14 protein-coding genes are annotated in these 25,328 nt (G+C 71.9%); 9 read left to right on the forward strand and 5 right to left on the reverse strand.

Annotated elements, in window-relative coordinates; translation table 11 throughout:
• Window positions 1-100 precede the first annotated feature (100 nt).
• Window positions 101-1,222 (forward strand): lipid II:glycine glycyltransferase FemX, encoded by a 1,122-nt coding sequence (locus tag MJ604_RS10470; protein WP_374458346.1) that lies wholly within the window; start codon window positions 101-103, stop codon window positions 1,220-1,222.
• Entirely contained in the window at window positions 1,219-2,289 is a 1,071-nt protein-coding gene (locus MJ604_RS10475; RefSeq protein ID WP_243058286.1) for an alanine racemase, read from the forward strand. Before MJ604_RS10470 ends, MJ604_RS10475 begins: the two co-directional genes overlap by 4 nt.
• On the opposite strand, the gene MJ604_RS10480 is transcribed toward MJ604_RS10475, so the two are convergent.
• Both MJ604_RS10480 and MJ604_RS10485 read right to left on the reverse strand, forming a co-directional pair.
• Window positions 2,250-3,692 (reverse strand): glycosyltransferase family 87 protein, encoded by a 1,443-nt coding sequence (locus MJ604_RS10480; protein WP_243058287.1) that lies wholly within the window; start codon window positions 3,690-3,692, stop codon window positions 2,250-2,252. The genes MJ604_RS10475 and MJ604_RS10480 overlap by 40 nt on opposite strands.
• A complete protein-coding gene (locus MJ604_RS10485; RefSeq protein ID WP_243058288.1) occupies window positions 3,692-5,959 on the reverse strand; it encodes a transglycosylase domain-containing protein in 2,268 nt (755 codons plus the stop codon). The genes MJ604_RS10480 and MJ604_RS10485 overlap by 1 nt, the downstream gene beginning before the upstream one ends.
• Before the next feature lie 190 nt (window positions 5,960-6,149).
• On the opposite strand from MJ604_RS10485, the gene MJ604_RS10490 reads away from it, so the two are divergent.
• The 3 genes from MJ604_RS10490 (at window position 6,150) to MJ604_RS10500 (ending at window position 9,354) form a co-directional block, all read left to right on the forward strand.
• A complete protein-coding gene (locus tag MJ604_RS10490; protein ID WP_243058289.1) occupies window positions 6,150-7,454 on the forward strand; it encodes an LLM class flavin-dependent oxidoreductase in 1,305 nt (434 codons plus the stop codon).
• Between the two features lie 176 nt (window positions 7,455-7,630).
• Window positions 7,631-8,221, forward strand: a complete 591-nt coding sequence (locus tag MJ604_RS10495) for a PadR family transcriptional regulator (RefSeq protein WP_243058290.1) — start codon at window positions 7,631-7,633, stop codon at window positions 8,219-8,221.
• 47 nt (window positions 8,222-8,268) lie between these two features.
• Complete coding sequence (locus tag MJ604_RS10500; RefSeq protein WP_243058291.1) at window positions 8,269-9,354, forward strand: inositol-3-phosphate synthase; 1,086 nt, start codon at window positions 8,269-8,271, stop codon at window positions 9,352-9,354.
• Between the two features lie 63 nt (window positions 9,355-9,417).
• On the opposite strand, the gene MJ604_RS24240 is transcribed toward MJ604_RS10500, so the two are convergent.
• The 3 genes from MJ604_RS24240 to MJ604_RS10515 all read right to left on the reverse strand — a co-directional run bounded on the left by MJ604_RS24240 (window position 9,418) and on the right by MJ604_RS10515 (window position 18,827).
• The gene (locus MJ604_RS24240; RefSeq protein ID WP_243058292.1) at window positions 9,418-12,384 is read right to left on the reverse strand and encodes an Ig-like domain repeat protein; all 2,967 of its coding nucleotides are present in this window, start codon (window positions 12,382-12,384) and stop codon (window positions 9,418-9,420) included.
• A 53-nt stretch (window positions 12,385-12,437) separates the two neighbouring features.
• Entirely contained in the window at window positions 12,438-17,318 is a 4,881-nt protein-coding gene (locus MJ604_RS10510; RefSeq protein WP_243058293.1) for a putative Ig domain-containing protein, read from the reverse strand.
• Window positions 17,319-17,405: 87 nt separating this feature from the next.
• Complete coding sequence (locus MJ604_RS10515; protein ID WP_243058670.1) at window positions 17,406-18,827, reverse strand: CCA tRNA nucleotidyltransferase; 1,422 nt, start codon at window positions 18,825-18,827, stop codon at window positions 17,406-17,408.
• A 99-nt stretch (window positions 18,828-18,926) separates the two neighbouring features.
• Between MJ604_RS10515 and MJ604_RS10520 the strand changes: the two genes are divergently transcribed.
• Genes MJ604_RS10520 through sigM form a run of 4 tightly spaced genes read left to right on the forward strand, consistent with a single transcriptional unit; the run spans window position 18,927 to window position 25,302 of the window.
• Window positions 18,927-21,095, forward strand: a complete 2,169-nt coding sequence (locus MJ604_RS10520) for a DUF6049 family protein (RefSeq protein ID WP_243058294.1) — start codon at window positions 18,927-18,929, stop codon at window positions 21,093-21,095.
• Complete coding sequence (gene murJ / locus MJ604_RS10525) at window positions 21,092-22,738, forward strand: murein biosynthesis integral membrane protein MurJ (protein WP_243058295.1); 1,647 nt, start codon at window positions 21,092-21,094, stop codon at window positions 22,736-22,738. Before MJ604_RS10520 ends, murJ begins: the two co-directional genes overlap by 4 nt.
• A 12-nt stretch (window positions 22,739-22,750) precedes the next feature.
• Window positions 22,751-24,625, forward strand: coding sequence for a protein kinase family protein (locus MJ604_RS10530; RefSeq protein WP_243058296.1), 1,875 nt, complete (start codon window positions 22,751-22,753; stop codon window positions 24,623-24,625).
• Window positions 24,622-25,302 (forward strand): RNA polymerase sigma factor SigM, encoded by a 681-nt coding sequence (sigM, locus tag MJ604_RS10535; RefSeq protein WP_243058297.1) that lies wholly within the window; start codon window positions 24,622-24,624, stop codon window positions 25,300-25,302. Before MJ604_RS10530 ends, sigM begins: the two co-directional genes overlap by 4 nt.
• Window positions 25,303-25,328 lie beyond the last annotated feature (26 nt).

The raw sequence follows: 25,328 nt of genomic DNA on the forward strand, positions 1-25,328 counted from the left end.
ATACATCCTCCACCTACATATTCGGCCGGGACACGTCCTTCGTTCCTCGCCCGGACCGGGTGAGGAATGGGCGTCACCCCGGCTTCGGTAGCCTTCCACGGTGCTGACCGTCCGGGAGATCACGGCGAGCGACCACGTCGATTTCATCCGTGGCCGCCGCTCGGCGAGCTTCCTGCAGACCCCCGCCTGGGGCCGCGTGAAGTCCGAGTGGCGCCGCGAGTCCATCGGCTGGTTCCGCGGCGGCGAGCTGGTCGGCGCCGGCCTGGTGCTCTACCGCCAGCTGCCGAAGGTGCGCCGGTTCCTCGCCTACCTGCCCGAGGGCCCGGTGCTCGACTGGTCCGACGAGGACCTCGCCGCCTGGCTGACACCGATGGCCGCGCACCTGAAGTCGCAGGGCGCGTTCGGTATCCGGATGGGACCGCCCGTGGTGACCCGGCGGTGGGACACCGCGACGGTCAAGGAGGGCATCGCCGACCCCGCCGTACGCCGCCTCGGCGACCTCCCGCCCACCGAGCGCAGCCCCGAGGGCGCCCGCGTCGTCGCCCAGCTCACCGAGCTCGGCTGGCGCCCGCCGCCGGAGGGCGGCGGCTTCGCGGCCGGCCAGCCGCGGCACGTGTTCCAGATCCCGCTCGCCGGGCGCTCCGAGGCCGACGTCCTCGCGGGGATGAACCAGCTGTGGCGGCGCAACATCAAGAAGGCGGCCAAGGAGGGCGTCGAGGTGGTCTCGACGGGATCGACCTCCGGGCAGGACCTGGAGGCGTTCCACGAGCTGTACGTCCACACCGCCCAGCGCGACCACTTCACGCCGCGCCCGCTGTCGTACTTCCGCACCATGATCGAGGCGCTCGGCGCCGAGGACCCCGACCGGATCCGGCTGTGGTTCGCCCGCCACGAGGGCACGCTGGTCGCCTCCACGATCGCGATCCGCGTCGGCGCGCACGCGTGGTACTCCTACGGCGCCTCGTCGACCGAGAAGCGCGAGGTCCGCGGCTCCAACGCCATCCAGTGGCAGATGATCCGCGACGCCATCGCCGCGGGAGCCGACGTCTACGACCTGCGCGGCATCACCGAGACCCTCGACGCCGACGACCCGCACATCGGGCTGATCCAGTTCAAGGTCGGCACCGGCGGCGAGGCCGTCGAGTACGTCGGCGAGTGGGACCTGCCGCTGAACAAGGCGCTCTACGCTGCGTTCGACATGTACATGCGGCGGCGCGGATGACACTCTCCCTGACGGTCGACGGCGATCGCTGGCGCGCGCACCTGCGCGCCGTCGCCGACGGCACGCCCGGCCTGGTCCCGGTCGCGAAGGGCAACGGCTACGGCTTCACCAACGGCCGGCTCGCCCGCAAGGCCGCGTGGCTCCACCAGCAGACCGGGGCGGTCGACACCCTCGCGGTCGGCACGTACGACGAGCTGCCGCAGGTCGCGTCGCGGTACGACGGCCGGCTCCTGGTGCTCACCCCGTGGCGGCCGTTCGGCGCGGCGCTCGAGATGGACCCCGCGCTCGACCGCCGGGTGATCCACACCGTCAGCCGCCTCGACGACCTCACCGCGCTGCTGGCGCGCGACCCGGACGCGCGCTACGTGCTCGAGCGGGCCACCAGCATGCTCCGCCACGGGCTCACCGCCCGCGAGCTCTGGGCGGTGCCCCGCGTGCTCGCCGACCTGCCGAAGTCCGGCCTCCAGGGCGTCGCGCTGCACCTGCCGCTCGCCCACGGCGCGCACCTCACCGAGGTGCAGCGACTGGTGAACGACATCGTCGCGGCCGCGCTGCCGATCGACACCGTGTGGGTCAGCCACCTCAGCGCCGCCGAGCTGGCGACGCTGCGAGCGACGTACCCCGACTACACCTTCCGCCCCCGCATCGGCACCGACCTGTGGCTCGGCGACCGCAGCGTGCTGCGGGTGACCGCCACCGTGCTCGACGTGCACGCGGTCGAGCGCGGCGACGCCTTCGGCTACCGGCACCGTACGGCGCCCAAGGCCGGCCACATCCTGGTGGTGAGCGGTGGCACCGCCCACGGCATCGGCCTCGAGGCGCCGACCGGCGACGCGTCCATCAAGTCCCGCGCGGCGACCCTGGCGCGCGGCGGCATGGACGCGGCCGGGTTCGTGCGCTCGCCGTTCTCGATCGACGGCAAGCAGCGGCTGTTCGCGGAGCCGCCGCACATGCAGGCGTCGATGCTGTTCCTGCCGCACGGCGCGCGGGTGCCCGCGGTCGGCGACGAGGTGGACGTGCGGGTGCGCTACACCGCGACGGCGTTCGACCGCGTCGTGATCGCGTAGCCGGACGCGCGCACGGGGTCGTGGCGCGGGTACCAGATGTCGCGCACCACCACCGCCACGAGGTACAGCTCGGCCGCGACGCGGATCAGCGTCGCCGCCCAGTAGAAGCCCGGGTCGCCGCCGGCGGCGGGTGCGAGGAAGCCGCCGAGGTACCACCACACCGAGGCGAAGTAGACGAGCTCGCCGGCCTGCCAGATCAGCAGGTCGCGCCAGCGCGGCCGTGCGATCACGGCCAGCGGGAGCAGCCACAGGACGTACTGCGGCGAGTACACCTTGTTCACGATCAGGAACCCGGCCACGATCAGGAACCCGAGCTGCGCCAGCCGCGGCGCCGACGGTGACGTCATGCCGAGCACCAGCACGCCGACGCACCACGCGCCGAAGAACACCCACGACCCGACGTTGATCGTGTGCGGGTCGAACGCGAACAGGTGACCGGTCCGGTCCACCGCCTGCTGCGCGACCAGCCACAGCGACCCGAGATCGGCCCCGCGGTCGGAGTTGAACGACCAGAAGACCTTCCACTGCTCCGGCCCCGAGAGGTACGCCGGCAGGTTCGCCAGGACCCACGCCCCGGCGGCTCCCAGCGTCGCCAGGCCGAAGTCGCGGATCCGCTTGTTGCGCAGGCAGATCACGAGGACGCCGCCGAGCAGGAACAGCGGGTACAGCTTCACCGCCGTACCCAGCCCGATCAGCACGCCGGTGAGCAGCGGCCGTTCGCGCGCCCACGCCCACAGCGCCGCGGCGACCAGCGCCACCGCGAGTATGTCCCAGTTGACCAGCCCGGTGAGCAGCAGCGCCGGCGAGACCGCGAACGCGGCGGCGTCCCAGGGCCGGCGCGGGTTCACCCCCGCGAGCAGCCAGGTCGTGAGCAGCGCGAGGATCGCGAACCCGATCGCGTTGACCGCGACGAAGATCCGCTTCTCGCGCTGCACGTCCACGGTCGACGCGACGTCCCCGGTCGACTGCTGGTAGCGCTCCTCGATGTCCGGCGACCCGCTCAGCCAGTGCGTGACCCAGGCGGTGCCCCAGGCCCAGTAGGAGATCCCGACGGGGTACTCCATGACCTCGAAGCGTGCCCGGGTGCCCGGGTCGTCGCTGTAGGGCCAGTTCAGCTCGGCGAAGCCGCGGCCGGTGTAGAGGTAGGGCAGGTCGGAGTAGCACATGTGGGTGTAGCGGGCCTGCCCGTCACCCCAGGTGTCCTGGAAGCAGTTGTTCTTCTGGAACATCCCGAGCGCCATGCAGACCGCGGTCAGCGCCAGCAGGACCCGCACCGGCGTCCACCACGGGTGCCGGCTCGCGCGCGGGCCCATCGGCCCCCCGACACCGTCGCTGAGCGCGGTGACGACAGGGTCGTCGACGGAGGGGTGAACCCAGTCACCGCTCCCCGTCGACGTCGGCATCAGCGGCGCCGAGCCCGGCCGCGCGGGCGCGGCGACTTCGTCGCGCCGCCGGACGGCGTGGCCGTGCCGGTCGGCGTCGGGTCGTCGGTCGGCGACTCACACCCGAGCAGGCCACAGCTGGGCGACTCCGTCGGGGTCTCGCTCGGCGTCGGGGTCTCGCTCGGCGTCGGGGTCTCGCTCGGCGTCGGGGTGTCGCTCGGAGTCTCCGACGGCTTCGGCGTCTTGGTCGGCTTCGGCGGGGCCGTGGTCGGCGAGTGGCCGGGCGACGGCGCCTCGCCGTCGACGTACGCCGGCTCCGGGAACTCCTCGACGTCGAGGCCCTCCATGTCCCGCTTCATGACCGCGGTCCAGGTCTGGGCGGGGTAGGTGCCACCGAAGAACGGCTCGAGGTACCCGTCGAGCGGCTCGGCGCCCTTGCCGCGCACGTAGACGACCGAGGTCGCCAGCTGCGGGGTGAAGCCGCTGAACCAGGAGGAGACGACGTCGCCGTCGCTGTTGGTCGAGGTGCCGGTCTTGCCGGCGGCCGGCCGGCCGAGCTCCTGGGCGGCGTACCCCGAGCCGTACTCGACGACCTGCTGCAGCGCGTAGGTGACGTCGGCGGCGATGTCGGGCTCGACGGCGTCCCGGCTGTCGACCTTGTGGCTGTAGAGGCGCTCGCCGTTGGCGTTCGTGACCTTCTCGATGATGTACGGCTGCGCGGCCTCGCCGTTCGCGGCCAGCGTCGCGTAGGCGTTGGCCATGTTGATCGGGCTCACGGTCGCGCTGCCCAGCGCGACGCCGGTGACCGGCTCGAGGCCGGGCGTGGTCATCGGGAAGCCGAGCAGGTCCTGCGTGGCCTCCTTGCCCGGCAGGCCCATGTCGTTCATCGCCTGGATGATCTTCTGCGGGCCGTTCTCCATGCCGAGCGTCATGTCGATGAACGCGGTGTTGATGGAGTCCTCGGTCGCCTTGATCATGCTGACCGCGGAGCCGAAGCTCTCGTTGCCCTGGTTCTCGACGTCGCCGCCGTCGGGCAGGTAGTACGGCGAGTTGCCGTCGAAGGTGTCCTTGAGGGAGTAGCCGTCGCGGATCGCCGCGACCAGCGCGAACGGCTTCAGGGTCGAGCCGGCCTGGCCGCCCGAGACCGCCCAGTTGAGCTGCGACTTGAGGTAGTCCTGGCCGCCGAAGATGCCGCGGACCGCACCGGTGCCGGGCTCCACGCTGGCGACGCCGACGTGCAGCTCCTTGTCGCTGAGGCCGTCGGGGCGCGCCTCGGCGACACCCTCGGCCGCGGCGTCCATCGCCTTCTCGGTGAACGTGGTGGTGACCCGCAGGCCGCCACCGTCGATCTCGTTCTCCTTGAAGCCGAGGCGCAGCAGCTCCTTGCGGACCATCGTCAGCACGTGGCCCTTCTGGCCGGCGTACCGGCTCTCGGCCTCGATCCTCGGCAGCTTCGGGAGCTTCTTGGCGGCCTGCTCGGCCTCCTCCGCGGTGATGTTGCCGGCCTCGGCCATGCCGTCGAGGACGTAGCCGTAGCGGGCCTTGAGCGCGGCCTTCGAGTCCTTGCCGTTGGCCGGGTCGAAGCGCGTCGGGTTGTTGATGACGCTCGCGAGGACCGCGGACTCCCGCAGCGAGAGGTCCTCGGCGTCCTTGGCGAAGTACGCCTCGGAGGCGGCCTGGACGCCGTACGCGCCGCGGCCGAAGTAGATGGTGTTGAGGTAGCCCTGGAGGATCTCGGTCTTGCTCATCGAGCGCTGGATCTTGAGCGAGAGGATCGCTTCCTTGACCTTGCGCTTGTACGTGCGCTCCTGGCTGAGGTACAGGATCTTCACGTACTGCTGCGTGATGGTCGAGGCGCCCTGGGTGGTGTCGCTGGCGGCGTTGTTGAGGAACGCGCGGATCATGCCCTTGGGGTCGAGGCCCTTGTCGGTCCAGAAGGACCGGTTCTCGGCGGCGACGACGGCGTTCTGCAGGTTCTCGGGCATCTCCTTGATGCCGATGACCTCGCGGTTCTGCACCGCGAAGCTGCCGATCTCGTCCTTGCCGTCGGCGTAGAAGACCTTGGTGGTCTGGGTCTCGAAGTCCTTGTTCGGGTCCGGGATCTCGATCGAGCGGTACAGGAACACGAAGCCCGCAGCCGCGATCAGCGCCATCACCAGACCGGTGATGCCGACCCACTTCAGCACCCGCAGCGTCTTCTGCTTGCGGGTACGGGGAGGCTTCTTCCCGGGCTTCTTGCCGGGCTTCTTCTTCACAGCGGGGCCGGCGGCCCTGCGCGTACCACTCACGTCGTAGGCTCCGCGGGTCGGGGTCTGGTGCGCTCGTCAGCGTACGGGCCACGCGGGCAGGGGCCCAACACGACGCGGCGCGACGCGCGAGCGGGCAGGCGGGCTCTCGTGAGGGAGTTCACAAGATCACGCAGTGGCCCTCGGGAGCCTCTCAGGAATCGTTCATCGCCCGCTCAGCGTTGGGGGCGGCATGACCGACTACGGGCACGAGCTGCAGTTCGGCACGTTCCTCACGCCCGACGCCGCGCAGGCCGACCGGGTCGTGGAGCTCGCGCTGCTGACCGAGACGGCCGGGCTGGACCTCGCGACGTTCCAGGACCACCCGTACCAGCGGCGCTTCCTCGACGCCTGGGCGGTGATCGCGACCGTCCTGGCCCGTACGTCGTCGCTGCGCGTCACCGCGAACGTCACGAACCTGCCGCTCCGCCCGCCCCACGTGCTCGCCACGACGGTCGCCAGCCTGGACGTGCTGAGCCGCGGCCGGGTCGAGCTCGGCCTCGGCGCGGGCGCGTTCTGGGACGGCATCGTGCAGATGGGCGGCCCCCGCCGTACTCCCGGAGAGGCGCTGCGGGCGCTCGACGAGGGCATCGGCGTCGTGCGCGCGACCTGGGAGCGCGGCCCCGCCCCGGTGCACGACGTCCAGGTGTGGATCGGCGCGATCGGGCCGAGGATGCTCGAGCTGACCGGGCGGGTGGGCGACGGCTGGCTGCCGAGCCAGTCGTACGTGCCGCCCGAGAGCCTCGCCGAGCGCAACGCCCGGATCGACGACGCGGCCACCGCCGCGGGCCGCTCACCGGTCGACGTACGCCGGCTCTACAACGTCAGCCCGTCCGCCGACCCGGCGTGGGCGGAGTGGCTCGCGGAGCTCGCGCTGACCGAGGGGATGAGCACGTTCATCGTCGGCAGCGACGACCCGGCGGCCATCCACCGCTTCGGCGCCGAGGTGGCACCCGCCGTGCGCGAGCTGGTCGCGGCCGAGCGCGCCGGGGCACCGTCCCCCGCCCGCGCCGAGCCCGTGGTCGCGGGCGTCGGGAGCCACCTCGTCGACGTCCACGACCACCTCCGCGCGGAGCTGACCCAGGTGCTCGACCTGGTCGGCCAGGTCGAGGCGGGCACGCTCGACGCCGGCCGCGCCCGCGGCGTGATCAACGAGATGACGATGCGGCAGAACGAGTGGACGCTCGGCGCCTACTGCCAGTCGTACTGCCGGCTGGTCGCCACCCACCACACCATCGAGGACTCGTCGGTGTTCCCGCACCTGCGGCGTCGCGACCCGAGCCTCGGCCCGGTGCTCGACCGGCTCGAGCAGGAGCACCACGTCATCCACGGGGCGCTCGAGGACGTCGACCGGGCCCTGGTCGCGGTCGTGTCCGGCCCCGACGGGCTGGTCGAGCTCCGGGCCGCCGTGGACCGGCTGGCGCAGACGCTCACCGAGCACCTGGCGTACGAGGAGACGCAGCTGGTGGGGCCGTTGGACCGCTACGGCTTCGGCTGAGCACACCTCTGAGCACACCTCTGAGCACACCTCTGAGCACACCTCTGAGCACACCTCTGCGCACACCTCTGAGCACACCTCTGAGCACACCTCTGAGGAGGCCCATCGGCGGTCGGGCCTCAGACCTGAGACAACCGGTGTACACATCTGCGTGATGTATCGCTACGATATGTCGCATGGCACGTCGTGCGGAGACCATCGAGCTGGCAGTCCTCGGACTGCTGCACGAGGGACCCATGCACGGCTACGAGCTGCGCAAGCGGCTCAACCTGATGCTCGGCTGGGGCCGCGTCCTGTCGTACGGGTCGCTCTACCCCACGCTGAAGAAGATGCTTCGCGCCTCCCTCATCGAGGAGACGATGGCCACCAAGACCCCGGGCACCCCGGTGTCGAAGCGGCCGCGCATCACCTACCAGGTCACCGAGGCGGGCACGCGTGAGTTCGAGCGCCTGATGTCGGAGGTCGGTCCCACCGCGTGGGAGGACGACAACTTCGACATCCGGTTCGCCTTCTTCTCCTCCACCGACATGGAGATCCGGCTGCGCGTCCTCGAGGGCCGCCGCACCCGCCTCCAGGAACGGCTGGACCGGGTCCAGAGCCAGCTCTCGATGACCCAGAAGGAGGTCGACCGGTACGCCGCCGAGCTGCAACGCCACGGTGTCGAGTCGGTCGAGCGCGAGGTCCGCTGGCTGTCCGACCTGATCAACGCCGAGCGCAGCGGCGAGCAGCACCCTGCACCACCCCCCGAGGTCAGCGGCCAGAAGTAGCCGGCTCGCCCTCAGACATTCAGATTCATTCAAGGAAGGAAACCCCGATGGGTTCGGTTCGAGTAGCAATCGTGGGAGTTGGCAACTGCGCCACCTCCCTGATCCAGGGCGTGCACTACTACAAGGACGCCGACCCCGCGGGCACCGTCCCGGGTCTCATGCACGTGACCTTCGGCGACTACCACGTGTCCGACGTGGAGTTCGTGGCGGCGTTCGACGTCGACGACAAGAAGGTCGGCAAGGACCTCTCCGAGGCCATCAACGCCTCCGAGAACAACACGATCAAGATCTGCGACGTGCCGACCATGGGTGTCGACGTCCTGCGCGGCCACACCCTCGACGGCCTCGGCAAGTACTACCGCGAGACCATCGAGGAGTCGGCGGCCGAGCCGGTCGACGTCGTCGCGATCCTCAAGGAGCGCAACGTCGACGTGCTCGTGTCCTACCTCCCGGTGGGCTCGGAGCAGGCCGACAAGTTCTACGCCCAGTGCGCGATCGACGCCGGCGTGGCCTTCGTCAACGCCCTGCCGGTCTTCATCGCCTCCGACCCGGAGTGGGCCGCGAAGTTCGAGGCCGCGGGCGTCCCGATCATCGGTGACGACATCAAGTCCCAGGTCGGCGCCACCATCACCCACCGCGTGATGGCGAAGCTGTTCGAGGACCGCGGCGTCCGGCTGGACCGCACGTACCAGCTCAACGTCGGCGGCAACATGGACTTCAAGAACATGCTCGAGCGCGAGCGCCTGGAGTCCAAGAAGATCTCCAAGACCCAGGCCGTCACGTCGAACCTCACCGGCCCGCTCGCCGGTCTCAAGGACGACCGCAACGTCCACATCGGTCCGTCGGACTACGTCGCCTGGCTCGACGACCGCAAGTGGGCCTACGTCCGCCTCGAGGGCACCACGTTCGGCGAGGTCCCGCTGAACCTCGAGTACAAGCTCGAGGTCTGGGACTCCCCGAACTCCGCCGGCATCATCATCGACGCGATCCGCGCCGCGAAGATCGCCAAGGACCGCGGCGTCGGTGGCCCGATCATCTCGGCGTCGTCGTACCTCATGAAGAGCCCGCCGGTGCAGCTGCCCGACGACGAGGGTCGCCGCCGCGTCGAGGCCTTCATCCGCGGCGAGGAGTGATCCTCCGCTAGCACCTAGAACGGCCCCCGGGACCTGGTCCCGGGGGCCGTTCTGTTCGGGTCGTCAGCCCAGGGAGTACCGGCCGCGCACGACGGTGCGGTTGCCCGCCAGGTCGAGCGCGACCGCGCGGTAGCGCACCTGGTCACCGACGACGCGGGTCGTGACCCGGCAGGAGTCGATGCCGGAGATCCGGTCGCGGGCGATGCAGCGGAGCTGGGCGGGCGCCTGGGCGATCCGGCGCACCGTCACCTTCGGGTCCTTCCGGTCGACGCGGATGCCCTTGACGACGACCGTCGCCCGGCCGCCGTCGTCGGCCAGGACCGTGCCGGTGGCGCGCTGGGCGCGCTTGCGGCTCTTGCCGAGCACCACGGGGTCGGGGCAGTCACCGGCGAGCGGGGCGGTCGTCGACGCGCAGGTGAAGGTGACCGTCACCGGGGTGCGGTACCAGCCGTTCACCGGCTCCCGCTTGCTCGACACGGTGGCCGTGATCGTCGGGTCGTCGCGGTCGGCCGAGGCGGACGAGCCGCCGAACCGCTCGCTCCCGGAGTACGTCGCCGTCACCTCGTGTGCCGCGCCGGGGGCGATGACGTGGTCCAGCGTGGCGGTACCGCCGGCGAGCGGCGCCGTACCCACCGAGACGCCGTCGACCGCGAACTCGACCTGGCCACCGGGAGAGCCGGCGCCCGGGGCGACCACGGCGACCGAGGCCGTCAGCGACTCGGGAGAGATCGTCAGCGCGAGCGTGGTGCCGGCCTTGACGACGTCGATCCCCTGGGACGCCGTACCGGCGGAGACCGTGCACGCGCCGGGATCGGTGAACGTGACGACGCCGGCGGCGATCGAGCAGGTGCCGGAGGCGGTGATCGTGGCCGCGCCACCGGACACGGCGGGGGTGTAGGTGCTGCCGACCGGCGGGTTCACCGGGGCCGTGGTCGTGAACTCCACCGCCGGGGAACCGGGTCCGACCACGACCTCCTGGGTGGCGCTCGCGCCGAGGTAGTCGGCGGTGCTGCCCTGGTCCGCCCGGATCACGCAGGTGCCGGCGGCGGTGAACGTCACCACCCCGCCCGCGAGCGAGCACACGCCGGCCGACGCGGTCGCGACCTGGATCGTCACCTGTCCACCGGAGGAGCTGGTGGCGGTCGGGGTGTAGCTGTCACCGACCTTCGCGCCGTCCGGCGGGGTCGAGGTGAAGGAGACGGACGGCGCGCCCTTCGAGATCGTGACGGTGTTCTCGGCCCCGACCGTCGCGGTGGCGGCGTTCCCGGCCTGGACACGGAACGAGTAGACACCGGGCGTGGTCGGCCTGCCCGACAGCACCCCGGCCCCGCTCAGCGTCAGTCCAGGAGGCAGCTCGCCCTCAGCGAGGGTGAAGGTGGCGTCCCCATCGGCGGTCCAGGTGTGCGCGAAGGTCACGCCCACGGCACCGGTCGCGGGCGCGGTCGAGTCGTCGATCTGCGCTGCGGGCGCGAACACCGCGACGTCGTACGGACCCCGGTAGGTGAGGAAGCTGGGGTCCTCCAGCGGGTGGACCGGCTCGCCGAGCTCGAACTCGGTGGCACCCATCGGGGCCAGCTCGGTCCCGCCAGGTGCGAAGCGGCGGAGCTGACCCACGCCCGGGTCGGCGACCAGCACGTTCCCGTCGGCGTCGAGGACGAGCCCGTACGTCGAGTCGACCTCGCTCCACGGCACCGGGTCGCCGGCCCCGTCGGCGAGCACCGAGAGCTCGCTCGTGAAGGCGCCGCCGGTGTAGAGGTCTCCGCTGGTGGTGGTCGCGACGTCCCACAGGCCGAAGAAGCCGAACACCGCGTCGAGCGCCACGCCCGGGCCTCCGGACGCGGGAACCTTGATCAGGCTCTGGAACCCGTTGGCCCCGTAGAAGCTGTACGGGTCGGTGACGAACAGGTTGCCCGACGGGTCGAGGGCGATGCCCGCCGGAGTCACAGCGCCGGTGTTCACGAGCTCGCGGTCCCCGCCGTCGTGGTCCATGACGTAGACACCGCCCACGTCCTCGGAGAAGTCCGAGACGTAGACGCGCTCGGCGTCGGCGGCCACGCCGTACGGGACGTACAGGTCCGTGGCCAGGACCTCCTGCTCCATCCCGTCGGCGCTCACCTTGATCAGCCGGCCCTCGGGCGGGGCAGCCGTGTCGATCTCCTGCCGCGGCTGGTCGGCGATGTAGACGTTGCCGTCGGGGTCGACCGCCACGCCCTGCGGCGATCGCAGGCCGCGGCCGACGAGCGACGGCGCGCCACCGTCGGCGGGGAACCGCCACACCTGGCCGTGCTGCGGGTCGGCGACGTAGGTGTCTCCGAACGCCGCCGGCTCGGCGTACCGGGGCACGATGCCGACGCCGTACCCGTTCGCCCCCTGGTAGACCGCGCTGCCGTCGAGCCCGACCTCGGAGTCCTGGTCGTAGCAGGTCGTGCCGAAGGACATCGTGACCCGCCCCGCGCACCCAGAACCCGGGGTCGACTCGTCGACGAGGTCTCCGTCCTGGTCGTAGATCGCGTCCGCGCCGTCACCCGAGACCACGACGTTCCCGTTCGGGGCGACCCACAACGAGCTCGGCGCGTCGATGGTGGCGAAGTCCTCGATCTCGAACAGCCGGGGGAACTCGACGTAGGCGTACCTCCGGATCACGTCCTGGGCCGGGTACGACGCGTAGACGGTCCCGTCGGGGCCGACGGACACCCGGTTCGCCGGATCGCCGTCCACCTGGCCGTCGTAGCTGCCGTCGGGGTTGTAGTGGAGGAGCCCGTTGTCCGTGGCGACCCACAGGCTGCCGTCGCGACCGGCGGCGACGTCGTTCAAGGCGGGGACGGCGTTGAGCCTGACCCAGCTGTCACCGCCGGCGGCCGGGTGGACCACGACCTCGTCGAGGTCGCTGTCGGCGACGAGCAGGTCGCCCGGCTGCAGCACCGGAGGCAGCGCCGCCTGCGCCGCCGGCGCGAACGCGATCAGTGCGAACGCCGGGGCGAGCAGCACCGAGAGGACTGTGGACAGGACGAGGGCGCGACGACGAAGCACCGAAAGAAGGTAAAGGAAACCCTTCGGCTTCGAAGGAAGTGTCTGGACCGCCGTCAGCTCGGGAAGTACCGGCCCCGCACCACCGTCCTGTTGCCCGCCTTGTCGAGGGCCACCACCCGGTAGCGCACCCGGTCGGCCAGGTTCCGCGTGGTCACCGTGCAGTCCTTGATGCCCGACAGCTTGTCGCGCGCGACGCACCGCAGGACGCCGGGGTCATCGATCCGGATCGCCCGCTTGATGCCGCGGACCTTGACCTTCGGCTTCACCTTGTCGATCCGCACCGTCACGTCGACCTGGTCAGCGCCACCGTCCTCGGCCACGATGCCGAACGAGAGCGGCTGCTTGCCGCGCCGGTTCTCGGTCAGCGTGATCGGGTCGGGGCAGCCACCGACGAGCGGGGACGTGCCGAGCTCACAGCTGAACGTGATCGTGACCGGCGTGCGGTACCAGCCGAACTCGCTGATCGGCTTCCGGCTCGTCACCTCCGCCGTGATCGTCGGATCGGTGCGGGAGACGGCGGTCGACGACGAGCCGAGGTGGTCCGCGGAACCGGCGTACGTCGCCGTCACGGAGTGGGCCTCGCCCGTGTCGAGCACGCCGGTCAGCGTGGCGACGACGTCACCCGCCCCGTCGACGAACAGCTGACCGGTGCCGATCGGGGCGCCGTTGTCGCTGAACACGACCTCCCCGGTCGGCGTACCGCCGCCGGGCGCCACCACGGTGACGGTCGCGACGACGACGTCGCGGTCGATGTCCACGTCGAGCTGCGTGGCGGCCTTCTGCACCGCGATCTCCTGCGTCGCGTCGGCGTCACCCGCGGTGGCCTGCACGGTGCACGGGCCGGCGTGCTGGAAGGTGACGGTGCTGCCGGTGACCGAGCACCCACCGGTCACGGCGAGCTCGATCTCGCCGCCAGCCGGGATGGTGACCGCGGTGACGGCGTACTGCTGGCCCACCAGGGCCGGGCTCGGCAGGCTCGAGGTGAGCTGCACCGTCACCGGCGCCTTCTTCACGGTGATGGACTGCGTGATCGGGCCACCCGTGAAGCCGGACGCGTCCGCGCGGACCACGCACGTCCCCGGGGCGTCGAAGTGCACCAGGGTGCCGTCGAAGCTGCAGACCCCGGTGCCCGAGCTCGGGTCGATGCCGAGGTACGGCGCCGGCGCGTTGGTCGTGGGGCGGTAGGTCCCACCCACGACGGCCGAGGCCGGCGGGGTGGAGGTGAAGCCGAGAGGCGTGGTCCGGGCCGCGACGGCGATCGTCCTCGTCCGCTCGGGCGCGGGCAGGTAGTCGTCGTTCCCGGCCTGGTTCGCACGGATCACACAGCTGCCCACCGCGTCGAGGCGGACGGAGCCTCCGACCAGGGAGCACACGGCCGACGAGGCGGCCGCGACCGTCACGACCACGGTCTCCCCCGAGGCGCCACCGGTGGCGGTGAGCGGGAAGACGTCGCCGGGGAAGGCCGAGGAGGGAGCGGTGGTGACGATGGTGATCGCCTGCGCGCCCTTCCCGACCGTGATCGTCCGGGTGGTGGTCGGGGCCGCCAGGTAGTCGGTGTTCCCGGGGTGGTCCGCGTCGACCTCGCAGTCACCGGCGTGCAGGAAGGACACCGTCGTGCCGGACACCGTGCACAGTGCCGGCGTGCCGCTGCTGAACGTCACGGTGCCACCCGACGTGGCGTCCGCGGACACCGTGTCGTGGCCCCCGACGACCGCGTCCGACGGGACGTCCGAGGTGAACGCGATCGTCTGGGCGCCCTTGCCGATCGTGAAGGTGTGCTCGACCTGGGGCGCAGCGAGGTAGTCGGCCGAGCCCGCCTGGTTGCCGCGCACCACGCACGTGCCCACGTGCGTGAACGACAGGTGGTCGTCCGTGAGGGTGCAGTGGTCCGACGACCCCGACGCGAGCGACCACGCAACCGGGCCACCCGGGGCGGTCGCGGTGAGGTCGTACTGTCCGCCCACGGTCGCCTCGTCCGGCGGGGTGGGATCGAACGTGATCGCCTGCGCGACCTTGCCGACCTCGATCGTCTGCGTGGCGGTCCCGGCCTCGTACTCGTCGTCGCCCGCTTGGGACGCCTCGATCACGCAGCTGCCGTTCTGGTCGAAGTGCACGACGGCGCCGACGAGGTGGCAGATCTCCGAGTCGGGGTCGATCGACAGCTCGACCGCATGGGGAGACCCACCGCCGGTGACCACCGGCTCGTACTCACCACCCGCCACCGGGACGGCTGGCGGCGTTCCGAAGGTGATCGTCTGGTGCTTCTTGGTGACCGTGATCTCCTGCTCAGGCGCGTCCGTGTAGTCGCTGTTGCCGGGAATCCCGACCACGGTGCAGACGCCCGGCGCCTTGAAGTCGATCTCGTTGTTGTCCCAGTCGTACTCACAGACCGTGCCGTCCCCTTCGACGTAGAAGTAGGCCGTCGGGTCGTTGAAGGTCGGCTGGTAGCTGCTCCCGAGCTCGGCCGGCGACGGGCTGGCCGAGGTGAAGACCATCGGGATCGGTCCGACGGTGACGACCTGGGGAGCCGAGATGCCGGTCGCGTGCTCCTCGCTCGAGGCCTGCCGGCCGTACACCCGGCAGTCACCGACGTGCCGGAACGTCACCACGCCGCCGGCGACGGTGCAGACGGGATCGAAGGGGAACGAGTCCATCAGGCCGCCGACGGTGACCGACAGAGGGTTGCCGGTGGTGTCGTCGCCCTCCACCTCGGGCTCGTAGGTGTCCCCGATGACGGCGCCGGTCGGCGGGTCGGAGGTGATGACCACCAGCTGAGGGAGCTTGCTCACGACCAGGTACTGGGTCGCCGTCCCGGCGGCGTAGGTGCCGTCGCCGGCCTGGTCGGCGCGGATCTCGCAGGACCCGGCCTTGAGGTACGTCACGACGAGGGTGTCGGCGTCGAACGAGCAGCTGGCGGCTCCGCTCTGGAGCGAGTAGGTGATCGGGTTGCCCGACGCCCCACCGGTCGCGGACACCGTGAAGGTGCCTCCCGGGTACGCCCCCCCGGGCTGTGGCTCGAAGGTGATCTCCTGCGGCAGTCCGGCCACGTCCACGGTGATCTCGTCCGTCGCGACCGCCCGGCCGGGGTTGGCCGCCTGGATCCGGAACGTGAAGCTCCCGACCTCCGTGACCTCACCGGAGAGCTCACCCGTGGTCGGGTCCAGGCTCAGGCCGGTCGGCAGCTCGCCCGAGTGGACCGAGTACGTCACCCCGAGGCTCCCGGGGTCGGTCGCCTCGAAGGTGTAGTCGTAGTCGTCGCCGCTGGACGCGCCGGTGTCCGGTGACTGCGCCGTGAAGGCGGGCGTCGGGACGTACGTCGCGAGCTCGGCCAGCGACGGCACGGACACGGGCGGCTCCCAGGAACCCGGAGCGGTCTCACGGAGGATCACGCCACCGGCCTCGTCATAGGCGAGGTTGATGTGGCCCGCGGCGTCGACAGCCAACGCGCCCACCGCCGAGGTGAGGTTCTCCAGCGTGGACGACACCCCGGTCGCGGGATCGACCTTCACCAGATGGGTCGTCTGGGCGGCCAACAGCTTCCTGGTCGGATGCCAGGCGAGGGCCTGGACCCCGGCCATGGTCTTGACCAGCTCAGCGCCGCCGCCGATGACCTTGCGTACCGCGAGGTTGTCGGAGAAGTAGACGCTGCCGTCGGGGCCGACCGTGATCGAGGTGATGGCGTTGTACCCGCCCAGGCTGGTCGCCGTACCCCCGGGCAGGACGCGCAGCAGGTCTCCGTCGACGTTGCCGACGTAGACCTCGTCGTCGGGACCGACAGCGATGGCGGTCAGGGTGCCCAGGCCGTAGGCGAGCTGGGTCTGCCCGTCGGATCCGTCCCCCGCGATCTCGATCACCTCGTCGCCGGCGGCCACGAGGACGTCTCCGTCGTTGTCCACCGCGAGCCCGCCGATCGAGCCGAAGCCGCCGGCGACCACGCTCGTCGAGCCGTCGTCGTTGATCTGCAGGACCTGGCCGCCGAAGGACGCGCCGAAGCGGCTGCCGACCGGGTTCGCCAGCGGCGGTACGACGGCCACGCCGCTCGGGTGCAGCAGCGGGTCGTCGGTGGCGACGTCGGTCTGGATCGAACGGTCCGCGTCGAACCGCACGACTCGGTCGTTGAACAGGTCGGCGGCGTAGAGGACGCCGGTGGCGTCGTCCAGCGCCAGAGCCGCGGGCGTGTCGAGGTCGGTGCCGAAGGGCGTCACGCCGCCCGCTCCGTCGCTCTCCCAGATCTGGTCCGCGCCGTCGTCCGCGACGATCGCGTGGCCGTCGGCGGCCACCTCGACCGCGCGGATGTTGATCGGCGTGCTGCCGAACGGAGCGTCCGGGTCGTTGCTCAGCTCCGGGATCTCCACACGGTTCGTGCCGTCGGGGTCCAGGCGGACGACGTACTCCCCGTCGGTCAGCGGGAGCTCACGGGCGACGATGTCGCCGTCCGAGGCCACGGCGAGCGCGGGGTACCACGGCACCGGCCAGTCGTCGAAGAGGTTCTCGATGACCCCGCCGGTCAGCGGCACCCGGCCGATGCCGCCGAAGCCGGTGCCTGCGACGAGGACGTTGCCCTCTCCGTCGAGCGCGAGCGTGGACAGTCCCGAGACGTAATTGAAGAAGTTCAGCTGCTCGACGCCGGACCCGTCGGCGTGGACCAGCTGGATGTCGCCGCTGTTCATCTCGCCGACCACGACGTCGCCCTCGGGGGTGACCGCGAGCGGCCCCGGGGCGTCGAGCCCGGTCGCCAGGACCCGGTCCGGGCCACCGTCGGCCGGGACCACGATCACCTCGCCGTGCCCGCTGTCCGCGATGACCAGGTCACCCGCTTCCAGCCCGAGCGGGTCCGCCGCGTGGGCGGGAGCGGCACTCAGGCCGACCAGGGCGATGGTCTGCACGACCAGGGCGAGGACGACGGCGGGCAGCAGTGCGAGTCGGCGCAACACTCAGAAAAAGGTAAAGAAGACACTCAGCGTCCGCAGGAGTACGCGAGTCAACGGTCGCTGCGGTCTGGACCACGCGTCGTCGGCGAGCTACTGACGCTCGGCCCACCAGGCGAGGAGGGCGCCGCGCGCGTCCTCCTCGCTCATCGGGCCGTGATCGAGCCGCAGCTCGAGGAGGTGCTGGTAGGCCAGGCCGACCTCGCGGCCGGGGCCGATCCCGAGGATCTCCATGATCTGGTTGCCGTCGAGGTCGGGGCGGATGGCGGCGAGCTCCTCCTGCTCCGACAGCCGGGCGATCCGCTCCTCGAGGTCGTCGTACGTGCGCTGCAGCCGGTCCGCCTTGCGCTTGTTGCGCGTGGTGGAGTCGGCGCGGGTGAGGATGTGCAGCCGCTCGAGCTGGTCACCGGCGTCGCGCACGTAGCGGCGTACGGCGGAGTCGGTCCACTCCCCGGAGCCGTAGCCGTGGAAGCGCAGGTGCTGCTCGACGAGCTGGCCGACCGCCTCGATCTCGTCGTTGGAGAAGCGCAGCGCCTTCATCCGCTTCCGGGTGATCTTGGCGCCGACGACGTCGTGGTGGTGGAACGTGACGGTGCCGTCGTCCAGGAAGCGCCGGGTCCGGGGCTTGCCGACGTCGTGCATCAGCGCCGCGAACCGCGCCACGAAGTCCGGGCCGCCGCCCGGAAGCCGCGACTCGAGGTCGATCGCCTGCTCCAGCACCGTCAGCGTGTGCTCGTAGACGTCCTTGTGCCGGTGGTGCTCGTCGCGCTCCAGCTTCAGCGCGGGCAGCTCGGGCAGCACCAGCTCGGCGAGCCCGGTCTCGACGAGCAGCGCCAGGCCGAGGCGGGGGTACGGCGCGCAGATGAGCTTGACCAGCTCGTCGCGAACCCGCTCGGCGGAGATGATCTCGATCCGGCCGGCCATCGCGGTCATCGCCGCGACCACCTCGGGCGCGACCGCGAAGCCGAGCTGCGCGGCGAACCGCGCGGCCCGCATCATCCGCAGCGGATCGTCGGAGAAGGAGTCCTCGGGACGTCCGGGGGTGCGCAGCACCTGGCCGGCCAGGTCGACGATCCCGCCGTACGGGTCCTCGACCACGCGGCCCGGCACCCGCACCGCCATAGCGTTCACGGTGAAGTCGCGGCGCCCGAGGTCTCCGTCGAGCGAGTCGCCGAAGTCCACGTCGGGCTTGCGGGAGTCGGGGTCGTAGGACTCCGAGCGGTACGTCGTGATCTCGACCTGCCACTCGTCCTTGCGGCACCCGATGGTGCCGAACGCGCGACCCATGTCCCAGATCGCGTCCGCCCACCCCTTGAGGAGCTTCTCGGTCTGCTCGGGACGGGCCGAGGTCGCGAAGTCGAGGTCGTTGTGCTGCCGGCCGAGCATCGCGTCGCGGACCGGGCCGCCCACCAGGGCCAGCTCGTGCCCGGCGTCGGCGAAACGGCGACCGAGCTCGTCGATCACCGGCGCGATCCGGTCCAGCTCCGCGGTCACGGCGCGCTGGACGTCGGCCATCTGGAGCGGCGGGGGTGGGGCGTCGGGCACGGGAGTCAACTCTAGTGGGCCGAGCCCCGGTGCCCCGATTCGCGCAGGGTCGGCCAGTAGAGTCGCTGCGTGCTTCGCCCGGTGTCGCTGCTGCCTGCCCTCGTGGCGGTCGCGACCCTCGCGGCCGGTCTGCTCGTCGCGTCCCCGGCCTCGGCGGCCCCGGCGGCCCCGCGCTCCACGACCGAGGCGACCACCCCGCTCCTCGTCACCATCGACAGCATGAGCCCGTCGGTGGTCCCGAGGAAGGGCAAGATCCGGGTCAGCGGCACCGTCACCAACGCCGACGAGGAGACCTGGTCCTCGATCTCGCTCTACGCGTTCATGGGTGACCAGGGCCCGATGACCACCAGCAAACAGCTGTCCGACGCCGCGACCGCTCCGGAGGACGCGCTGGTCGGCCAGCGGATCACGACCGAGGGGACGTACGACGAGGTCACCGAGCTGCGTCCGGGCGAGTCCGCGACGTACTCGATCGCGGTCCCGCGCGCGGAGCTCGAGCCGTACCTCGCGGGCGACGGCGTCTACTGGTTCGGGGTGCACGCCCTCGGCTCCACCGAGGAGGGCGGCGACCTGTTCGCCGACGGCCGGGCGCGCACGTTCCTCCCGCTGATCTCGAGCGCGGGTCGCCCCGTGGAGACCGCGGTGGTCATCCCGCTGCGCCGGCAGATCCTGTACGCCCCCGACGGCAGCATCGACGACGTCGAGTCGTGGACCGCGTCGTTCTCGTCCGGCGGCGCGCTGCGCGCCCTCGTCGACCTCGGCATCGCGTCCGGCTCGCAGCCGGTCACCTGGCTCGTCGACCCCGCGGTGATCGACGTCGCGCGCCGGCTCGAGGCCGGCAACCCGCCCCGCTCGCTCGCCTCCACCGTCACCGACGACGACGGCGACGGTGACGGTGACGGCGGCGGCGAGGACGGGTCCGAGTCCCCGTCACCCTCGGCCACGCCGACCGAGGGCGAGGACGGCGAGGAGGAGGTCCCCGAGGAGGAGCTCGACCCGAGCACCGCCGCAGCGGCCGAGGCCGCCGCCAGCTGGCTGGAGCGGCTGCACGCGGGCCTCGAGGGCAACCAGATCCTCGCGCTGCCGTACGGCGACATGGACGTCTCGGCCGCGGCGGAGATCGACCCGGGGGCGTACCGCCAGGCCCGCAAGCGCGCGACCGGCGACCTCCAGCCGTGGGGACTGTCGACGACGCCCGCGGTCTCCTCGCCCACCGGCTACCTCAGCGTCGACGGGATCCAGCTGACCGACCCGGGCACGACCCTGCTCGTCACCGACAAGATGTTCAGCTCCGCGAACCCACCGGCGATCGCGCACACCCCGGGGCACACGCTCGGCGTCACCTCCTCCGGCGCCGTCAGCGGTGGGCCGGGACCCGACGACCGGCGCTCGGCGGTCGCGATCCGGCAGCGGATCGTGAGCGAGGCCGCCGTCCGCGCGCTCACCAGGGCGCGCAAGCCACTGCTGGTCGCGCTGCCCTCGACGTGGCGCCCGAACCCGGTCGACGGCTTCTTCAACGGACTCGACCTGCCGTGGATCGACCTGACCTCGGTCGCGTCCGCCCTGCAGCGGGTGGGCAGCGAGGTCGACTCGGCGGACCTGGACTACCCCGAGACCCAGGCCCTGCTCCAGCTCGACCCGGCCGCCTTCGCGGCCGCGACCGACCTGGCCGACGCCGGGGAGTCGCTGCAGAACCTGCTGACCGACAACGACGAGGTCGCCGGCGAGGTGCTCGACGAGTCGCTGACGACCACGTCGTACTCCGACCGGCTGCGGCCCGACTCCGCCCGCGTCGCGGCGTACCGCTCCCGCGCCTGGATCGCCGCCCGGCTCGGCGCGGTGCACGTCGAGGCGCCGCGAGCCGTCATCCTGTCCAGCGGCAGCGGCCGCTTCGCGGCCACCGTCATCAACACGCTCGACGAGCCGGTGACGGTGAAGATCCAGGCCCAGGCGGAACCGCCGCTCCAGGTGGAGGTCCCCGCCGAGCCGCTCGAGCTCGGACCGAACGCCCGCACGACCGTGCTGCTCAACGCCTCGTCGTCGGGGCTCGGGGTCCGCACCGTCACGCTGCGGATCACCGACACCGACGACGTTTTCCTCGGCTCGTCCGACTCACTGCCGATCCGGTCCAACCGGGTCAGCAGCGTGATCTGGCTGATCATCGGCACCGGCGTCGCGCTGCTGTTCGGCGCGATCCTGGTGCGCCTGTACCGCAGGATCCGGGCGGCACGCGCATGAGCGAGACCGAGCAGCAGCGGGTCCTCGCGAACACCGCCGTGATGGCGGCGGGCACGATCGTGTCCCGGATGAGCGGCTTCGTCCGCTCGACGCTGCTGATGGCCGCGCTCGGCCTGCAGCTGCACGCCGACATCTTCAACATCGCGAACACGATCCCGAACATGCTCTACATCCTGCTCGCGGGCGGGATGTTCAACGCGGTGCTCGTCCCGCAGCTGGTGCGCTCGATGCGCAACGACCCCGACGGGGGCGAGGCGTACACGAACCGGATCGTCACGCTCGCCCTGCTGTTCCTCGGCGGGGTCACGGTGCTGCTCGTCGTCGCGGCACCCTGGCTGATGCAGCTGCTGCTCGACGCGGACTTCAACGACCCGGAGCTGGCCGCGCAGCGCGAGTCCGCGATCGCGTTCGCGCGGTACTGCCTGCCGCAGGTGTTCTTCTACGGGATGTTCGTGCTGCTCGGGCAGATCCTGAACGCCCGCGGGAAGTTCGGCCCGATGATGTGGGCGCCGATCGCGAACAACGTCATCTCGGTCGCGGTCCTGGTGATCTACCTGTTCACCTTCGGCCCGGCCGAGGACGTCTTCGGCGCGTTCTCCGAGGGTCAGGAGCTCCTGCTCGGCCTCGGCGCCACGCTCGGCATCGCCGCCCAGCTCCTCGTGCTGCTGCCCTACCTGCGTGGCGTCGGCTACCGGTTCCACCCGCGCTTCGACTTCCGGCACACCGGCCTGGGCCACACGCTGCGGCTGGGCACGTGGACGGTGCTGTTCGTGGTGGTCAACCAGATCGCGTACATCGTGGTGGTGAAGCTCGCCTCGAGCGGAGCGCTGGGCGGCGACGGCACCGGCTACACGGTGTACTCCGGAGCCTTCCTCCTGGCGATGGTGCCGCACTCGATCATCACGGTGTCGCTGGCGACCGCGATCCTGCCCGGCATGTCGGCCAAGGCCGCCGAGCACGACCTGGACGGCCTGGCGCGGATGCTCGCCGAGACGCTGCGAACGGCGCTCGCGGTGGTGATCCCGTTCGTGCTGCTGCTGCCGTTCATCGCGACCGACCTGTCGAACGTCGTCTGGGGCCACGGCGCCTCGGCCCCCAAGTTCGACCTGTTCGTGCCGTCGCTCGCACTGTTCGGGCCCGGCCTGCTCTTCTTCACCGTCCACTACCTGATGCTGCGGGGGTTCTACGCGATCGAGCAGACGCGCACCGTGTTCTGGATCCAGTGCGCGGTGGGCGCCACGAACATCGTGGCCGCGGCGCTGCTGGTGCGGGCCACCAGCGCCGAGCAGACCTCCCCGGCGCTGGTCGCGTCGTACGCCGCGGCGTACCTGGTCGGCGCGGTCATCTCGTACGCCGTGCTGAGCCGGACCCTCGGCGGCCTGCGTACGGCGGCCCTGGTGCGGTTCGTGGTGCGCACGCTGATCGCCGCCCTGGTCTCGACCGCCGCTGCCGCGGGCGCGGCGTGGCTGCTGCACCAGCTCGTGACCGACCCGCACTGGCTGGTCGCGGCCGTCTGGCTGCTGGTCGTGACGGTCGTCGACGTCGCGGTGTTCCTCGTCATGGCCCGGCTGATGCGGCTGCGTGAGGTGACCGCCGTCGTCGACACCGTGACCCGCCGGTTGCCCCTCCCCCGGCGCTCCTGACAACGTCCTACGATGACCGTGGACGGGGAAGCGGACGAGGGGAGCTGCGTGCCGAGCTCGATCCGGCCCGGCGACGTGCTCGCCGACCGGTACCGCCTGGTCGACCTGCTCACGGAGAGCGGGGGCGGCCGGTTCTGGCGAGCCCACGACCGGGTGCTCGAGCGGCACGTCGCGCTGCACGTGATCCCCGCCGACGACGAGCGCGCCGACGCGCTGCTCGAGGCCGCGCGGCGCTCGGCGACCGTCCACGACCGGCGGCTGCTGAGGGTGCTCGACGCCGACCGGGCAGACGGCCTCTGCTACGTCGTCAACGAGTGGGGCTCGGGCGACTCGCTCGACATCATGCTCGCCAGCGGCGGGCCGCTCGGTCCGCGCCGGGCCGCCTGGCTGGTCTCCGAGGTCGCGGCGTCGATCGCGGTCGGCCACGAGGCCGGGGTGGCCCATGGACGGCTGATCCCCGAGAACGTCCTGGTCGACCACTCCGGGTCCGTGCGGCTGATCGGCTTCGCGGTCGACGCCGCGATGCACGGGCTCGGGCCGGGCCGGGTGTCGGCCGACGTGGCCGACCTCGGCGGGCTGCTCTACTGCTCCCTCACCGGCAAGTGGCCCGGCACCCAGTCCGCGCTCCCGCCGGCGCCGATCGAGGGCGGCCAGGTGCTGCGCCCGCGCCGGGTCCGCGCCGGGATCCCGCGCTCGCTCGACGCGCTGTGCGACGAGGTCGTGAACCCGTACGCCGGCGCCTGGGGCGACCGGCTGCGCGAGACCCACGACCTGGCCACCGCCCAGGGCATCGGCGACTACCTCTCCGCGTTCGTCGGCGACCCGACGGGGCTGGCCGCTGCTGAGGCGGCTGCCGGGCACCGCGACACCGAGGCGACCGTGACGCTGCCGGCGATCCCCGACCCGCCGGTCCGCGAGCCCGAGCCCGTGGCGCAGCCTGCACCGGCGCCCGAGCCGGCACCGGAGCCCGAGCCGGCGCCGGAGGAGCCCCCGGCCCCCGTCGACCAGCCCACCCAGGCCGGGCTGCCGATCTTCGACGACGAGAACGACGACGTCTCGTGGATCACCGCCCGGGCCGAGGCCGCGCCGCCTCCGCCGCCGTTCGAGGAGCCGCCCGAGCGGCCGCTGTTCGCCCCGGCGTCCGACGCCACCCGGACGCCACGCAACCCGGCCTCGGCGACCCCGGCCGCCGAGTACTGGCCGTTCGGCGACCCCGGCACCGGCACGACTCCGGTCGCTGCCGGCGCCGAGGCTCCCGAGGAGGAGGTCCCCGGCCGGAACTGGCTGCGGCTGGCCGCGGTGATCGCCGCCTGCCTGATCCTGCTGGTCGGGATCGTGGTCGCCTACAACCTCGGCCGCGGCCGGACCCCGCTCGGTGCGGTGCCCGACGACGACACGGCCTCGTCCCCCTCGGCTCCCACGAGCAGCGCGGCAGTCGACCCGCAGCCCCTCGAGGGCGTCACCGCGACCGACTTCGACCCGCAGGGCGAGCCGCCCGACGAGAACCCCGAGCTCGCACCCCTGGCGGTCGACGGCGACCCGGCCACGACGTGGCGAACGGCGACGTACCTCCAGAACCTCGGGCCCGGCGGCCTGAAGACCGGCGTCGGGCTGCTCCTCGACCTCGGCGAGGTCCACGACGTGGCCGCGGTCGACCTGACGTTCGTGGGCGAGCCGACCAGCTTCTCGATCTACGTCACCGACGAGGCGCCCACCGCGATCCAGGGCCTCGAGCCCGCCGCGACCGGCACCGCCGACACCACCCGCGCCCGGATCACCCTGGACGCGCCCGTCAGCGGCCGTTTCCTCACGCTCTGGCTGACGTCGATCCCCGCCGTCTCAGACGGCTTCCGCGGCGAGGTCGCCGAGATCACGGTCCGCGGATGAGCACCGAACCCACCGACCACGACCTGCTGCGCGCCCACGTCGACGGTGACCCGGACGCGTTCGGCATCCTCTTCCACCGGCACCGCGACCGGCTCTGGGCGGTCGCGCTGCGCACGATGGGCAACCGCGAGGATGCCGCCGACGGGCTCCAGGACGGCCTGGTGGCGGCGTACCGCCGGGCCGGCACGTTCCGCGGCGACGCCGCGGTGACCACCTGGCTGCACCGTGTCGTCGTCAACGCCTGCCTCGACCGCATCCGCGCCGCGAAGGTACGCCGCACCGAGGTGCTGCCCGACGACCTCGAGGAGTACCGCGACCGCGGCTCGCTCGCGGCCGCGACGCCCGCCGCCGAGGATCCCGCCGACCTGTCGGTCCGCGAGGAGCGGCGCCGGCTCGTCCTCGACGCGCTGGGCGAGCTGCCCGCCGAGCAGCGGGCGGCCCTGGTGCTGGTGGACATGGAGGGGTACCCCGTCGCCGAGGCCGCCGCGATGCTCGACTGCGCCGTGGGCACGGTGAAGTCGCGCTGCTCGCGCGGCCGCGCCCGGCTCGCGGAGCTGCTCGGCCCGCTGCTCGCCGACGGCTCGAGTGAGGCGGACCACGTCGTACCTCGGAACCCGGTCCCGCCCGCGCCCGTCGAATCCGACGATGCCCCGCGCGGGCCACCGACCCCCGCGTGACCACCCGCCCACCCGACCGCCTACCC

It is taken from the genome of Nocardioides sp. SR21 (assembly GCF_022761125.1).
GTDB lineage: Bacteria > Actinomycetota > Actinomycetes > Propionibacteriales > Nocardioidaceae > Nocardioides.

Coding starts and splice junctions, on each gene's coding strand:
- sigM (WP_243058297.1), top strand. CDS start 24,622: ATGAGCACCGAACCCACCGACCACGACCTGCTGCGCGCCCACGTCGAC.
- MJ604_RS10475 (WP_243058286.1), top strand. CDS start 1,219: ATGACACTCTCCCTGACGGTCGACGGCGATCGCTGGCGCGCGCACCTG.
- MJ604_RS10500 (WP_243058291.1), top strand. CDS start 8,269: ATGGGTTCGGTTCGAGTAGCAATCGTGGGAGTTGGCAACTGCGCCACC.
- MJ604_RS10530 (WP_243058296.1), top strand. CDS start 22,751: ATGACCGTGGACGGGGAAGCGGACGAGGGGAGCTGCGTGCCGAGCTCG.
- MJ604_RS10480 (WP_243058287.1), bottom strand. CDS start 3,692: ATGCCGACGTCGACGGGGAGCGGTGACTGGGTTCACCCCTCCGTCGAC.
- MJ604_RS10490 (WP_243058289.1), top strand. CDS start 6,150: ATGACCGACTACGGGCACGAGCTGCAGTTCGGCACGTTCCTCACGCCC.
- murJ (WP_243058295.1), top strand. CDS start 21,092: ATGAGCGAGACCGAGCAGCAGCGGGTCCTCGCGAACACCGCCGTGATG.
- MJ604_RS10495 (WP_243058290.1), top strand. CDS start 7,631: ATGGCACGTCGTGCGGAGACCATCGAGCTGGCAGTCCTCGGACTGCTG.
- MJ604_RS10515 (WP_243058670.1), bottom strand. CDS start 18,827: ATGGCCGACGTCCAGCGCGCCGTGACCGCGGAGCTGGACCGGATCGCG.